Raw genomic sequence first — 14,767 nt, 5'->3', positions numbered from 1 at the left:
CGCGCCGAGCCGAGAACGGGAGATCCCTGTGCTCATTCTCCAACGCGCGACCGTCTCCCAACCGACCCAACCCGGGCGCGGTGGTGCTGGTGACCCCGATCTCCGGATGCGCCGGCGTTTCACCGGTCGCCTTCTGGCACTTCAGAATTCGTGCAGCATGACGTAGTCGTGGTGCAGCTGAGTGCCGACGGTGAAGGTCTTGGTGCCGGCGACGCGGAAGCCGTGCTTGCCGTAGAAGCGCTGAGCGCGAACGTTCTGCTGGTTCACGCCCAGCCATACGGCCCGGCTGGCGTCGGCCCGGGCCTGCTCGAGGGCGGTGCCCATGAGAGCCGCGGAGACGCCGTTGCCGTGCTGGCCGGGCAGCACGTACATCTTGCTGAGCTCGGTCACCGGGTGCAGCGTGATGACCTCGGCGACGTTCGGATCGGCGGGCGCCATGGCGTTGAGCAGCGCGTAGCCGACGACCTCGGTGTCCAGCACCGCCTTCAGCACCACCCGGTCCGGATCGGCGACGTACTCGCGGAACCGGCCCGCGGACAGCACGTCCGCGATGAAGGCGGCCACGTCCTCGGATGTGGTTCCGGGCGGGCAGGCCAGGGGAAACGTCGCCGCGGCGACGGCGGCGAGGGTGTCGGCGTCGTCCGGGGTCGCGGGCTGGATGGCTACGGTGTCGCTCACCGCCCCAGTCAAGCAGGCTCCGCGGCGGGCTGGGTGGCCGCGGGGGCGGCTTCGGTGCGGGTGTGGAAGACCCGCGCGAACCCGATCAGCACCACCGCGAAGGCGAGCGGAATCGCGAATCCGGCACGCAGATTGGCGGCGTCGGCGACCGCCCCGACCACCGCGCCGCCGACCAGCGTGCCCGCGTAGTTGAACAGGTTGAGCCGCGCGATGAGCGCGTCCAGGTCGCGGCCGCTGGTGAGTTGCCCGGCCTCGCTGAAGCACAGTGGCGCGATCACCGGCAATCCGAATCCGGCGACCAGGAATCCGAGGATCGCCGCCACCGGTCCCGGAGCGGCGACCACGACCACCAGTCCGACCGACCCCACCGCCGCGGCCACCCGTACCACCATGCGCGGCCCCAACCGGCGCACCCACAGGTCGCCGGTGAGACGGCCGAGCAGCGACGCGCCCTGATAGGCGGCCAGCGCCAGCGCGGCGGTCGCGGACGAGGACAGCAGCTCGTCCTTCAGGTACAGCGCCGACCAGTTGCCGACCGCGAGGTCGATGGCGAAGGCGAGGGCGATCACCGCGCCGAAGATCCAGAAGATCCGCATCGGCACCGGGCTGGTCGGTTCGTGTTCGGCCGGACCGGCTTCGGCCTCGTCGGTGCCCAGCAGCCGCGGTCCCGCCGCCAGACAGCCGATGGCCACCACGGCCGCGGCGACCAGGATCGATGCCGACAGCGGCACTTTCAGAGCTTCGAACGCGGCGACGAACAGCGCGCCCGTGATCGATCCCGCGCTCCAGGCCGCGTAGAACGACACCAGGATGAATCTGCCATAGCCGTGTTGAATGAAGACGGCCTGCATATTGGTTCCGGCGTCCACCATGCCGACCGCCACGCCGTAGAGCCCCAGCGCCACGAAGGCCACGACGATGTTCGGCGCCAGCGCGATCCCGACGCCGGAGACGGCGATGAGCGCCAGCCCGGCGCGCAGTGCCGTGCGGCTGGACCAGTGCAGCGCGATCCGCTCGGCGGTGATGCTGCCCGCGCCCGCGAGCAGTGAGATGAGCGCGACGATCGCCACGATCAGCCCGTCGGACAGCGCGAACTTGTCCTTCATCTGCGGGAGTTCGGTGAGGATCACGGCCAGGAAGAACCCCTGCAGCGCGAAGGCCACCGAGTTCGCAGAGCGCGCTGCCCGCAGTGTCGGGGTGAGAGCGCTGAGCTGCTGCTTCGGGGACTGACGCGGGAGCATTTCGAAAGAGTAGCGGCGGTCGGCCGCTCCGGCATCCCGGGCACGGGTTACGATCCGCGTCGCGCTTGATCACACGCGGCTCGCGGTTGGGTAACGAATCTGGTCGCTTTTCTGTTTGCGGGCGCATGCCCTGCGGCACTCTGGAAGTGACGGTTCGGGCTGGTGGTTTCCGATACGACGGAAGCGGTCCGTGCGGTGAGTGTGGTGGCTGGGGTGATCTTGTGAGCACGAGGCGAGTGGAAGTTCCGCGCGAGCGGTCGGTGGCCCTTGCCGATCCGCATCCGCGCTCGAATCCTGCGACGGCCGTGGGAGATTCGGCCGTGCGCGGCGCCGACGGGCGCGGCCACGCGGCGGGGGAGCGGTGCCGGGAAACCGACTGCGCGGACTGCCGCTGGGATGTGCAGCGGCTCAAGTTCTGGCTGCGCGGCCGGCTGCTGGCGGCCGGCGCCGAGGATGTTCAGATCGATGTCGCCGTCGGCGCCCGGATCTCGGACGTGCTGTGGCGCAAGGATGATCGCAGCGTCGCCATCGAGGTGTCCAGCGCGCCACCCGAGTTGGCGCGCGCCCACGCGATCACCGCCGAACTCCGCAACGAAGGCTGCAGCGAGGTGCTGTGGATCTGCCCGCCGGGTTTCTGGACCGCGCAGTTGCCCGCGCTCGGCCTCGACGACTTCGCCGCCGAAGGCTGCGAGTACCGGGTGCTCGGTGGTTTGCTGGTGTCCGGCCCCGGCGGTGTGGTCTCGGCTCGCCAATCCGCCTGTGAACTGCGGGAATTCGTAACAGGCTGGGTCGCCGGGGAGATAGCGTTCGGGTGCCGCGACGAGCACACGGGAGGATGGGCGACAGTGACCGACTGGGAACGACACACTCGGACGCAGGCGGCCGTCATCGCACGGCAGCGTCAGGAGCTTCAGAATCAGCGCACCGCACTGGCTCTGGCCCGCAAGGCGACCCGCGACAAGACCAAACAGCTGCTGCGCATGACGCACCGGCTGGAGCGGGCGGAGATCGCCGCTCAGCAGCAGGCCGATGATCTGGCCCAGACCCGCCGCAAGATCGCCGACCACAATCGGGTGGATGCCACGCTGCGGCTGACGGTGGCCGGTCAGAAGTCCGCGATCCTGCACTGGCAGCTGATCACCTGGTTCGCGGTGATGGTGATCATCACGTTCATCGCGGCGGGGCTGGTGCTGAAGTAGCGCCGGGGTCGGCGCGAATCGCCGCCTGAATTTCCCTCCCCTTTCAACGTATATCGCAGTGGGGGGCTTGCGGCAAGGCCCCGGATGTGCCGCACAATCGTCGGCCGGAAGGCGATTACCTGCGGAAATCAGAGGATGGCGATTCATGGCCGATGTGATCATTGCCGGTGCCGGGCCCACGGGACTGATGCTCGCCGCGGAGTTGCGGTTGCACGGGGTCGAGGTGCTCGTGCTGGATCGGGACCCCGAGCCGACCAAGGTGGTGCGGGCGATGGGGATGCACGCGCGCAGTGTCGAGGTGCTGGATCAGCGCGGTGTGGCGGATCGTTTCCTGGCGCTGGGCAAGCAGCACGATCCGAGTGCCTTCTTCGCCGGGATCGCGCCCGCGCGGCCGCTGCGCTTGGACACCACGTTTCCGTTCGTGCTGGGTCTGATGCAGCCGGTCACGGATCGCCTGCTGGCCGAGTGGGCGGTCGAGCTGGGCGCGGAGATCCGGCGCGGCTGTGCGGTGACCGGGCTGAGCCAGGACGCGGACGGGGTGACGGTCGAGCTGGCCGACGGTTCCCGGCTGCGCTCGCGCTATCTGGCGGGCTGTGACGGCGGCCGGTCCACGGTCCGCAGACTGCTCGGTATCGGCTTCCCGGGCGAGCCCGCCAAGCACGAGACGCTGATGGGCGAAGTGGAACTGACCACACCGCAGGAGGAGGTGATGCCGCTGGTGATGGAACTGCACAAGACGCATCGCCGCTTCGGCGCGATGCCGCTGGGCAATGGTGTGTTCCGCCTGGGCGCCCCCGCCGACGGCGTCGCCGAGGACCGTGACGCCCCGCCCACCCTCGACGAACTCAAGCGGCAGGTCCAGGCCATCGCGGGCACCGATTTCGGCGCCCACTCACCCCGCTGGCTGTCCCGCTTCGGCGACGCCACCCGCCTGGCCGACTCCTACCGGTCCGGCCGTGTCTTCCTGGCCGGCGACGCCGCGCACATCCACCCGCCCAACGGCGGCCAGGGCCTCAACCTCGGCGTCCAGGACGCCTTCAACCTGGGCTGGAAGCTGGCCGCGGCCGTAAACGGCTGGGCCCCAGCCGATCTCCTCGACACTTACGAATCCGAACGCCGCCCTGTCGCGGCCGGCGTCCTCGATACCGCCCGCGCAATGAGCGAACTCACCTCCCTCGAACCCGGCCCCCAGGCCCTCCGCCGCCTGATCACCCAGCTGATGGATTTCGAAGAGGTCCACCGCTTCCTGATCGAGCGCGTCACCGCCCTCGGCGTCCACTACGACTTCGGCCCCGGCGACGACCTCCTGGGCCACCGCCAGCGCGACGTCACCCTGAAACACGGCCGCCTCTACGAGCTCATGCACGAAGGCCGCGGCCTGCTCCTGGATCAGACCGGCCAGCTCTCGGCAGCGGGCTGGTCCGACCGTGTCGACCATGTCGTCGACCTCAGCGAGGAACTCCCCGCCCCCGCCCTCCTGCTGCGTCCCGACGGCCACATCGCCTGGGCCGGTTCCGACCAGCACGACCTCCTCACCGTCCTGCCCCGCTGGTTCGGCACCGCCACAGGCTGATTCGGCCCGCGCGGCGCTGATCCCGCCTGTCGGCCGACGGTCGCATCCCGGGCGGCACCTGGTCTCGCAAAGGTCTTCGAGTCAGGGAGCACTCGGCGTGGGTGAGATTCTCGGTGACGGCTCTCCGATCTCGAACCGGTCAGCGGGTGAGGCGGAACGGGGCGCGGTGCCACTGCCAGTCGTGGCGGAGGACCAAGGCGGCCAGGTCCAGGAGGTCGATGCCGGTTTCGCGGCGGTAGGCGTCGAGGGCGGGCCAGGACATCGGGGCGGCGGTGAGGCGGCTCATCAGGGTGGACTCGTGGTGTGCGTTCACGGTGCGGGACAGCAGGTCTGGGATGCCGTGGTGGCTGCCGGTCCAGGTGAGCCAGCCCCAGCCGCGGGTGAAGGCGTGGGCGCGGGTGGCGGCGGCGCGGGCGCGCTGGGGGTGGAGGGCGGTGTGCGCCAGCGGGAGGACGTCGATGAGGACGGTGCGGCCGTCGGTGAATCGGGCTGCGGCGGTGGGGTAGTGGACGCGCTCGGCGCCGTCGAGTTCGTAGGTGACGGCGGCGGGGAGTTCGCGGAAGGATTCCACGCGGGGGCTGGCGTCGAGCAGGCGGAGCAGGCGGGCTTGCAGCGCGGTGTCGAAAGTGACTTCGCGGCCGAGCTTTTCGGAGTACATGCGCCCGCGGCCGTCATCGTCGTAGTCGAGGCGCCCGGCCGGGAGGACGGGGAGGTCCTCGGGGCCGCCGTCGCCCCATTCGACGCGCGGCAGCCACGCGTTCCACATGTCGTCGGGCGCGTCGTCGGCTCGGGTGGCGGGCAGCAGGTGCCAGCGCCCTTTCTGTTGCCAGCCGGCGATGCGTTGAAAGACGAAGCCCGCCAGTCGTTTCGAGTCCTGCAGATCGTGCCCGGCGAGGCGCAGCTTCAGATACGCCCAGTCCTGTGCGGCGATATCGCCGTCGGTGGCATAGGTTTCCGCGAGCAGGGTCCGCACCAGTCGCTCATCGCCCCATCCCACCGGGTAGCGTGTCGCGAACACATCCAGATCGTGCTCCCCGGTGGCCAGAGTCTGCCGCAGCATGGCGCCCACGGCCCGCGTGTACAGCTGCCGCGCTCGATCGCGCGACACCCCGAATCGCGCCCCCAGCAGCGTCAGCGTCTCCGGGCCTTCCCCGTCGAGCCCCAGTCTGCAGGTGATCAGTTCCGCGTCTCGCGGCCGATCGGCCACGACGTCGCCGGCCATGGCGGCCAGCACCTCATTGACGTGCTCCAGCCCGAAGTCGACTCCCTCGGCCGGATCATCGCGCGGTGTGGTGCGCGCGGTGCGTGCATCGCTCGTCGTCAAGGCCCCTACCCGTCTTCGCCAGTCTGTTCGACGAGCCTAACGGTGCCCACCGACACACGGCGCACCACGCGCGGAACGGTCAGGATCCGATGACGGCATTCATGATGGTGCCCGCGCTGGTGGCGACGATCCCGCCGATCATCGCTCCGGCCACCATCTTCGGGGAGGCGAGCCCGCCGCCCGACCACTTCTCCCAGGCGAAGCGGCCGCCGGCGTAGGTGATGCCCAGGACACCCGACAGCAACACGAACCAGGTGAAGTATCGGACGAGCTTCATCAGCTTGTCCGCGACCGGCGGTGTCTCCGGTGTCGGATTGCCGAGCTGGGCGAGCACGGCGTGTTGGGAAAGCACAGTGTCGTGGAAGGCGCTGAGCAACATGGTCACTCTGACAAGGTTACCGCGAAATCGGGCCGATATGGCTGCGAATGTGCTCGGGATCTACTGCGTGAGAACAACTTTCGCGGCGTGTGCGCTGCGTGTTGTGGCTTGTGTTGAGCGGATGACGGGATTCGAACCCGCGACCCTCACCTTGGCAAGGTGATGCGCTACCAGCTGCGCTACATCCGCATCGCCGCCCTCTGGACCGTTTCGGCCCGTCCGGCTGCGAGAGAGAACACTAGTCCACCCGCGCGGCATTTCCAAAACGCCTGGCAAACCCCGAGTTCCCGGGATGCGGCGAGGGGCTGGTGAGCGGCGTTCCGATCTTGGCGCGGCGGCTATTTGGGAGTGTCCTCGGTCATCGGGACGATGGCCGAGATGAGAGTCGAGTCTCCGATCCTGGTCGTGATGACCAGCTGGGGGGACCAGGTGCGCTTGGTGGCGTCGGGATGCTGTTCGGTGACGACCATGATGTGCTGGCCGTCGAAGGGGCCGGGCATGATCTGCACGCAGTAGGTGGTGCCCGCCGGGATGCTGTCGATACCGGCCTGGATCTGCTCGATGGTCGGCGTGGACGCGTCGGGGGCGAACATCTCGCGGACCGCCTTGCCGGAGCGGTCGACGTAGTAGCGGTTCTGCAGCGCGAGAATCGCGTCCGGCCCGGACTTGGTGCTGCCGGGCCCGTTGCCGCGGACATTGCCGCCCTTCACCTCATTGGGGCAGAGGCCGGCGGGCAGCCCCGATGCCGGCTGGTCGGTCGGCGAGGGCGCGGCGGGCGCGGATGCGACGGGCGCGGCCTGCGGGGTGGCGACATGCGGTTTCGCGGGTGCGTCGCCGCCGGTGGCCTTGGCGATCTGGACGGCGATGGCGGCGGTCACCGCGAGGACAGCGAGCAGTCCCAGCAGAGGGACGGCCCACTGGCCGCCGTTCAACGTGGGAAGCGTGAATCGCGGCCCCTGCCGGGACGGCCGCGCGGCCCGTTTCAGGGGTCTGCGAGCGGTCGGGTATCCCGGCGGAGGGTCGTCGATGCCCGCGGCCTGCCGGGCGAGGTCGTAGGCCGCGAGAGCCCTCGGTGGATCGCCCGCCTTCCGGGTGCGGCCCAGCCGGGCGTGGGATGCGTCGGTTTGCCGGACGGCCGATGAATTGTCCACGGACCCGGCGTGAGACGAGCCGGCGCTCGTGTACCCCGAAGTGCCGTCGCCCCAACCGGCGGCATGCCGCGCTTGCGAGGAGCCGTTCGCTACCTGCGGCTCGTAATACTCGTCCTCGTCATCGAATTCGTCGTACTCATCGTCGAATTCGTCGGCCTCGTACTCGTCGTACTCCTCGCGGTAGCCCGCACGCCCACGGTATTCCGCCTTCCGGCCGGAGGCGTATTCCTGGTCGCCGGACCCCTCGGGCCCGGTCGCGTTGTTCGCGTAGCTCTCGCGGCCGCCGGAGCTTCCCCGGCGGTCGTCGGACTGCTCGCCGTATCCGGCATGTCGCGGCCCGGCCGCGCCGGTGATCCAGTCCGACCAGCTGCCCGTGTACGTCTCCGCCCCCTCGTGCGGCGGGGTGGGCGGCTCCGATTCCGTTGTCCGCGGCCCCGATTCGGTGGTGCTCATGGCGTCGCTCGCGGACTGAGGTCGGGGATGAGCGGTGCCCCGCTGGTGGTAGGCGTGGTGCTCGGGCCGGAGGAGAAGGTGAGCACCGGGACGCCGCTACCGGGCGTGCCGGTGCCGCCGCCGAGCGGGAACTGCCCGTTGGGCGCGACGCTGGTGGGCGTCGTCGAGGTGCCCGCGAAATCCATTCCCAGCGTGGGCTTGTCGCTGCCGCCACTCGGAATGGCCCCGGGCGTGGCGGACCCGGACAGGTCGTGGGCGACGGCCGCGAACCACTGTCCGACCCAGTCGGTGGGGCTCTCCCCGAAGCCCGCGCCCTGCGCGTGGGTGTAGTCGTGCTTCTGCGCGGTGTCCCAGTACCGCACCCAGGTGGTGATGTCGAGCAGGTCCTTGTTGTCGGTGACGTTCTGGGTGACGGCGGTGAACGCCTGCGTGGTGAGCCGGCTGATGGTGGTGGGCGGCACCAGGGTGGTGACCGCGCCGACCAGCTTGGCCCCGAACACCGCCAGCCCGGCGAGGGGGTTGGCCAGTCCGGCGGTGGCGATCTCGGTGATATTGGCCGCGGTCAGGATGTTCTTCGCTACGGCCACAATGGAATTGATGGCGATGGTGCCGACCTTGAGCAGCGCCTGGAACGCGCCCGGGATGTCGACCTGGGTGCTGGGGTTGGAGGCGTCGGCGATGCGCTGCGAGATCGACTTCTGCGGCTGGTAGGACAGGTCGGTCAGCGAGTTGCCGGATACGTCGTTGTTCACCACCGTGGTGGCGGTCTTGATCGAGGTGAAGGCCAGCGCTTCCGCGATGGACTTCAGCGACCCGATCGGGTCTCCGGCCGAAATCTCGGTCTGCCCAGCGATATTGGCGACGGTCCGCACGAGCGGCGCACCCACCGGGGTGTCGCAGGCGAGGTCACCCTCGGTGCAGAACTCGGCGACCCGCCCGACAAGGCTTCCGAAGTTCTCCAGGGTGGCGCTGTCGGGAGCGATGCCCGCCCCGGAGGCGGTTTTGGTGGCGGGCGGATCACCCAGTGCCGCCACCGATTTGCCGTCCGTGCCGGGTGCGGCGGTGGGCAGCTTCTGATCGGGCTTGCCCGGGAACAGCGGTGCGTTGGCATTGCGGTTGGGGTCGCCGAAGAGCGCGACGGCCGCGATCCGCTCGGCCGGGACGGTGCCCTTGCCCGCACCGACCTCCTGCGCGAACTGTGAGGCCACGTGCGCGCCCTGCGAGTAGCCGGCGATGGCGAGTTTGGTGTTGGGGCAGCGGTCGGTGACCTGTTTGGCCATGGACCGCAGCCGGTCCAGGCCGCCGCTGACGGATTGGGTGTAGGTGGTGGTGGAGATCGACACCGCGCCGCCGAAGGAGGCCTCGTAGGGCACGTAGGCGCGGTCCACGAGTCCGGCGTCGCTGGCTGCGGCCATCATGGGCCGGAAGACTTCCGACAGCATGCCGGTGTCGGTGGTGACGGCGGCGTCGGGGGAGGATTCGCCGGTGCCCTGGACGCCGAGTGCGAACAGCGCCGGGCATTTGTCGATGGGGACCGTGGTGTCCGGCGGCCCGCCGCGGGCCAGACCGACGGCCGCCGTGGCGACCACGCACACGGCCGCGGTCAAGAGGACAGAACTCCGAAACCCCAGGGTGGGCAGCAGTTTCCGATGCACGTCGCACCTCGTTCAGGTCATGGACTGGCTGGTTCCGCGCCGTGCTGGCCGCGTTCGGTGATCCGCGCCCCGGCAATGCGCGCCGCGGTGAGGATCTGCTCGGCCAGAAGCCGAACCGGTTGTGGGGGAGTGCGAGTGGGATCGCCCTCGTCCACCGGTGACACACCGGCGGCCGGATCCCATTCCGCCATCTCGTAGGGTTCGAGGGCGCGCCACTGTTCGAGCCAGCCCAGCCGCCAGGTGCGCGCCCCGAGCGCGACGGCCAGGCCCTCCATTTCCTCGCGCCGCTGCGCGACCGGGATCGGCAGTGGCCGAGCCGAATCCGACACCGTCACCACACCGACCACCTGACTGCCGGCGGGCGTGGCGCGGGCCTGATGCGCCAGCAGCGCCCGATGCAGGGCATTCACCCCGCGCAGATGACTCCGCCCGACCAGCACCACCAGCGGCGAATCCAGATCCCCCGCGAGCCCGATCCGCGCGGGCCACCGCTGCCCCGCGTCCCCGGCCCAGCTGAGACTGGCCGCGAGACTGCTGACTCCGGCGCCCCCGTGCACACCCACCAGCCACACCAGCGGCGGCCGCGGCGGGCGATTCGGCACCGACCGATGCCACATCGGCACCGGCGGCGCCGCGGGCGCGGGCTGATTCGGCGGATCCGCCTCGAAGTATCCCGGCGCGGGCGCGCCGGGTTGGTCCGCTGCGGGCGGGCCGGAATGTTCCGCGCCGCTGCGCCATTCACCGCCACCCAGTGGTCGCCAGGCGGCGCTCGGCCTCGATGTCGGCCCGGCTGTTGTCTCGCTGCCATCTTTGGCGTGGTCCGCGGTCGGCGGTGTGGCGCGGCGGGGGTCGTGCAGCGTGGTCATCGCAACGCTCCGAGCAGGGTGAGGTAGGCGTCGCGGGTGGGGGCGGCGAGGTGGTGCCAGGTGATGGGTCCGCCGGTGGCGAGGTGGAGGTCGAAGGGGATCGGGACGACAGCGCGGACCCAGGAGCCGAGGTGGGTGCGCACGTGATCGAGAACCGTTGTGGCAGAACCGGGTACCTGTTCGGTGACGACGATGACGGCGTCGCCGACGACGAACTCGCTGAAGTTCTCGTCCAGCCAGGTGAGTGCGGGCTGCAGGCGGTTGATGGCGTCCGGCCGCGCGGCCACGGTGATCACCAGCCCGACCCTGGGATCGGCCAGCAGCGGTGCCGCCAGCCGGCTGGTGACCGGCGCGCCCGCGTCGAAAACCCCCAGCAGCCCCGCATTGTCGAGATGCCGCGCGACCGACACCAGAGATTCCCTGCGCGGCAACGGATCCGGCGTCCGCCCCAGCACCCGCACCCCGGTCGAGGTCTGTCCCGAGCACGCCCCCACACTCGACGCCAGCCCCGGATACGTTGTCCCGAGCCACTTCTGCAAGCTCCCCACCGGTGCCGCCGCGTCACACCCGCGCAGCGCCACGTCCCCACCCCCGAGTGTGGCATCGACCACCACCGGCCACACCTCGCCGTCACTGTCCACCGCAGCCGCCGCGGCCATCCCCAGCGCCGTAGTACTGGCCCCCGAAGCCCCCGACCCGCCGAGTACCAGCACCGGTGGCACCACAGCCCGCACCAGCCGCCCCTGCCCACCCCGCAACGGCACCCCATCGGTGGGCGACCCGGCAGGCCCCGGCTGCATCAGCTCACTGAACTCCGAATCCCCCTCGCCCCCGAACTCACTCGCCCGCACCGCCTCCACCAACCGCGCCGCCACCTCCGCCCGTCCCACCGCCCCGGCGCGCCCCGCAGAACCAACCGCGTGCACCGACTCTGGCGGTATCGCCGGATTGGCTGGGCGTGCTGGCTCGGCCAGCGTCACCGAATTGGCTGGGCGTGCTGATTCGGTCGGGGTGGCCGAATTGGCTGGGCGTGCTGATTCGGTTGGGGTGGCGGGATTGGCCGGTCGTGCTGGCTCGGTTGGGGTGGCGGGATTGGCCGGTCGTGCTGGCTCGGTTGGGGTGGCGGGATTGGCCGGTCGTGCTGATTCGGCCGGGGTGGCCGAATTGGCCGGGCGCGCTGACTCAGCTGGGGTGCCGGGATCGGTCGGTCGTGCTGACTCGACCAGCGTCGCCGTATTCGCTGGGTGTGCTGACTCGGTCGGGGTGGAGGGATAGGCGGAGCGTGCCGACTGGGCTGGTGTTCTCGAATTGGCTGGGTGTGCTGAGTCGGCTGGTATCGCCGAAATGGCCGCGCGTAGCGACTCGGCCGGGTGCGGCGGATTGGCCTGGCGTGCTGGGGTGGTCGGTTCCGGGGGATCTGCTGGGCGCGCAAGGGAGGTCAGGTTTGTCCACTTGTGTTGGGGCTCAGAGGCTTCCGGGTCCTCAGGGGGCGTAGGGCGGAGCCGGTCGTCGATGTCGACCATGGCTCACCGGCTTCCGGCGACGATGGAGGTGATGCGGATCTGGCCGTCGCGGGCGGCGGTCGTGGTGATGACCTGCTGCCAGGAGGTCTGGCTGCCGTCGGGGTGTTTCTCGTCGACGGTGACGTTCCAGCGGTCGGCGTCCGCGCCGGTGATGCTGACGCAATGCTTGGTCCCGGCCGGGGTGGCCGAAATCGCGTCGCGGGTGGCCTGTTCCGGAGCGACGCGCGCGTCCGGGGTGAGCAGCGCGCGCACCGCGCCCGCGTCCCGCAGCACGTACCAGGCGTATTCGAGGTGCATGATGACGCCGGGCCCGCTGGTGAGGTCGCCCGCGGTATCGCCGCTCACCCGCTGCGGCGTACTGAGTTCCTGACACCAGGCCACCAGCCCCGGCTGATTCCCCGCCGCCGTGGGCGTGGCCGCCGCGCTTGTCTCCGGAACCGCCTGCGGCGCCGTCGAGTCGCTCGGTGCGAGTACCAGCCAGCCCACCACGGCCACCAGCACCAGCGCCAGCGAAATTCCGGCAATCGCCAGCGCTCGATTGCGGATTCGCATCCGCCGCTGTGTCTGCGCCGCCCGCCGCCGCGCCTCGGACACCAGCGCCGCCATCGGATCCTCGGCCATCAGGTCGTCCGCCCGCACCGACGCGCGCCCGGCCTCACCGCCCGCCGGCACCGCCCCCTCGGTCAACCACGAGGCCCACCCCGGAGCCTCCTCTTCCACGGCGGCCCCCACCGCCTCCGCAGCGTCCGGAGCCAGCACCGGCATCACAGGCCGCCCGCCACCCCGCCTCGCCCCAGCCCCCGAACTCTCTACGGCCCCGCCCTCATTCCACTCGAACCGGCCCCGCTCCACCGCAAATCCGCCCGGCCCACCCACAGCCCGATGCCGCGGTTTGGAGACGTGATCGGAGCGCTGCGGTATGCCGGTGCCACAAGAGTCCCCAGCCGTCGAGGCGTCGTCAGGGAGCTGAGGCGTCAACGTGTCATCAGGGAGCTGAGGCCTCGAAGTGCTGTCAGCGTGCCGAGGCTCGGAGGTGGCACCGGAATGCTCAGCCGTGGAACAGCTGTCGTAGTACTGAGGCGTTGCCGCGTAGTCAGGTTGTCGAGACTCGAGGGTGCCTTCGGGCTGCTGGGACGTGGTGGTGCCTTCAGGGTGCCGAGGCATGGACATGCCTTCAGGGTGCCTGCCCTCGGAGTGTCGGGGCGTGGAGGTGCTGTCGGAGTTCCGAGTCTTGGGGATGCTCTCGGCGGGAAGGGGTTCGGCGGTGTTGTCCGGGGGTGGATGGCCTGGGGTGGCGTCGGAGGTGTTGTCTGGAGTCACGGCGTTGCCCGTGCCGTTCCGGTCACGCACCCGGCGCGGCGGGTTGCAGTGCGGCCATGAAGGCTTCGGGGGTGAGCGGGGGCATCTGCGCCACGGCGGAGCGGAACGAATCCACCTGCGCGTTCACGCCATCCACCACCTGCTCGACGACGGGCGCGGCCTGCGGCGCCACCGCGGCCACCTGCTGCCCGAAGCCGGTAGCCGCCTGCTCCACCACCGGAGCCGCGGCCTCCACCACCGGCGCGACCTGCTGCTGAACCTGCTGAGCGACCGGCGCGACCTGCTGTTCGATCTGTTGAGCGATCGGCGCGACCTGCTGAGCAACCTGTTGCGCCGCGGGCACGATCTGCTGCTCGACGGTGGTGGCGACCTGCTGCATCACGGGCGCGGCCACCTGCGCGATCGGCGCGGGCAATCCCGCGATCGCCGAAACCGGCTGCACCCCGGGCAAACCCGTCACCGGATCCGAAACCGGCACCTGCGCAGCGGTATCGATCAGGGGTGGCGGGGCGGCGGGTTCGGGCTGCTTTGCGTTCCCTCCGCCGAGCGCACCAGCGACGATTGCGCCCAACGTCCCGATGACGCCCACTGCTGGAATACCGACTACGGCAGCTCCAGTAAGGCAACCAGTCACGCCACCGACCAACGCGCCAGCCGGAGCGCCAACGCCCGCAGTTGGGACGCCGCCGATAACACCGCCCGCGACTGCGCCGACTACAGCGCCGACCGCACAACCTGCCGGAACCAGCGCGACGGTTGCCGCGCCACCGGCGGCTAACCCGAGGCCAGCACCGACAACGCTGGAGGCGGCCAGTCGATCGGATTCATCCTCGGAGTAACCGAGACGGTCGAATGCGGCGGCAATCTGCCATTCGGCCATGTCAGCGTAGGCCTGGGCCTTGTTGCGAGTCTTTGTGTCGACCCAGTCCGGCAGCTGAACTGTGTTGTTTCCCAGCCGAAGCTGATGCGGATCAGAGGGCATTACTTCCGGCGCATTCGCCGCTGGCTGTTCAGGCTGCGAATCCTGCGGTTCAGTCGGCTGGACCTGTGGCTGGGTCTGCGGCTGAATGATGGTGTCCTGCTGCGGCGTTGTCTGCTGCTTCGGCCGGGGACGGTTCGGGGGAGCGATCGGCGGATCCGGGATGTAGTCCGCCGGGCTGGGGGAGGAGTTGGCGGGCGGCTGTTGCGGCTGGGTGCTCAGGCCGGGTTGCCCGTCGCCGGGTACGGCGAGGCCCGGCTGGCCCGGGGCCGCGGCGGCCACGCCTTGGCCGGCCACCAGTGCGATGGGCAGCATCGACAACAGGATCGAAGTTCGTTTGGTCTTCATGTCCCCAATTCCCCTTCCCCGAACGGACAAATGTCGGGTGTGCGGCCCGAATCCCCCGGATGCCAGGGCATTCCATAC

General features: G+C 70.1%; 12 protein-coding genes and 1 tRNA gene. 2 read left to right on the top strand and 11 right to left on the bottom strand.

The features are described from left to right. Window positions 1-141 precede the first annotated feature (141 nt). On the bottom strand, window positions 142-678 hold the full coding sequence (locus ON33_RS40555) for a GNAT family N-acetyltransferase (protein WP_085996738.1): 537 nt from the start codon (window positions 676-678) through the stop codon (window positions 142-144). A gap of 8 nt (window positions 679-686) precedes the next feature. Continuing rightward, a complete protein-coding gene (locus ON33_RS40550) occupies window positions 687-1,919 on the bottom strand; it encodes an MFS transporter (protein ID WP_051152105.1) in 1,233 nt (410 codons plus the stop codon). A gap of 221 nt (window positions 1,920-2,140) precedes the next feature. On the opposite strand from ON33_RS40550, the gene ON33_RS14140 reads away from it, so the two are divergent. Both ON33_RS14140 and rox read left to right on the top strand, forming a co-directional pair. After that, window positions 2,141-3,118, top strand: a complete 978-nt coding sequence (locus tag ON33_RS14140; protein ID WP_245550522.1) for a hypothetical protein — start codon at window positions 2,141-2,143, stop codon at window positions 3,116-3,118. A 145-nt stretch (window positions 3,119-3,263) separates the two neighbouring features. After that, on the top strand, window positions 3,264-4,691 hold the full coding sequence (gene rox / locus ON33_RS14135; protein WP_040858954.1) for a rifampin monooxygenase: 1,428 nt from the start codon (window positions 3,264-3,266) through the stop codon (window positions 4,689-4,691). A 139-nt stretch (window positions 4,692-4,830) separates the two neighbouring features. Here rox and ON33_RS44000 read toward each other — a convergent pair whose 3' ends face one another. The 9 genes from ON33_RS44000 to ON33_RS41210 all read right to left on the bottom strand — a co-directional run bounded on the left by ON33_RS44000 (window position 4,831) and on the right by ON33_RS41210 (window position 14,689). After that, window positions 4,831-6,015, bottom strand: coding sequence for a sigma-70 family RNA polymerase sigma factor (locus ON33_RS44000; RefSeq protein WP_051152102.1), 1,185 nt, complete (start codon window positions 6,013-6,015; stop codon window positions 4,831-4,833). A 79-nt stretch (window positions 6,016-6,094) separates the two neighbouring features. Next, entirely contained in the window at window positions 6,095-6,394 is a 300-nt protein-coding gene (locus tag ON33_RS14125; RefSeq protein WP_085996752.1) for a hypothetical protein, read from the bottom strand. A 116-nt stretch (window positions 6,395-6,510) separates the two neighbouring features. Then, window positions 6,511-6,583: transfer RNA gene (locus ON33_RS14120), tRNA-Gly, on the bottom strand. Window positions 6,584-6,732: 149 nt separating this feature from the next. After that, window positions 6,733-7,998, bottom strand: a complete 1,266-nt coding sequence (locus ON33_RS38220; protein ID WP_051152100.1) for a DUF8176 domain-containing protein — start codon at window positions 7,996-7,998, stop codon at window positions 6,733-6,735. Next, window positions 7,995-9,653, bottom strand: coding sequence for a cutinase family protein (locus tag ON33_RS14110; RefSeq protein WP_245550521.1), 1,659 nt, complete (start codon window positions 9,651-9,653; stop codon window positions 7,995-7,997). Before ON33_RS14110 ends, ON33_RS38220 begins: the two co-directional genes overlap by 4 nt. 17 nt (window positions 9,654-9,670) lie before the next feature. Continuing rightward, window positions 9,671-10,519 (bottom strand): hypothetical protein, encoded by an 849-nt coding sequence (locus ON33_RS40545; RefSeq protein ID WP_051152098.1) that lies wholly within the window; start codon window positions 10,517-10,519, stop codon window positions 9,671-9,673. Beyond that, window positions 10,516-11,409 carry a MinD/ParA family ATP-binding protein gene (locus ON33_RS14100; RefSeq protein ID WP_157184530.1) on the bottom strand — a complete coding sequence of 298 codons (894 nt, stop codon included), beginning with the start codon at window positions 11,407-11,409 and terminating at the stop codon, window positions 10,516-10,518. Before ON33_RS14100 ends, ON33_RS40545 begins: the two co-directional genes overlap by 4 nt. A gap of 636 nt (window positions 11,410-12,045) precedes the next feature. After that, the gene (locus ON33_RS40540; protein WP_051152095.1) at window positions 12,046-12,807 is read right to left on the bottom strand and encodes a DUF8176 domain-containing protein; all 762 of its coding nucleotides are present in this window, start codon (window positions 12,805-12,807) and stop codon (window positions 12,046-12,048) included. A 577-nt stretch (window positions 12,808-13,384) separates the two neighbouring features. Beyond that, window positions 13,385-14,689, bottom strand: a complete 1,305-nt coding sequence (locus ON33_RS41210; protein WP_157184529.1) for a hypothetical protein — start codon at window positions 14,687-14,689, stop codon at window positions 13,385-13,387. Window positions 14,690-14,767 lie beyond the last annotated feature (78 nt).

Source organism: Nocardia niigatensis NBRC 100131, assembly GCF_000308655.1.
In the GTDB taxonomy this organism is placed as follows: domain Bacteria; phylum Actinomycetota; class Actinomycetes; order Mycobacteriales; family Mycobacteriaceae; genus Nocardia; species Nocardia niigatensis.
The sequence above is the reverse complement of the archived record's forward strand: the minus strand, read 5'-3'. Positions and strand labels throughout refer to the sequence as shown.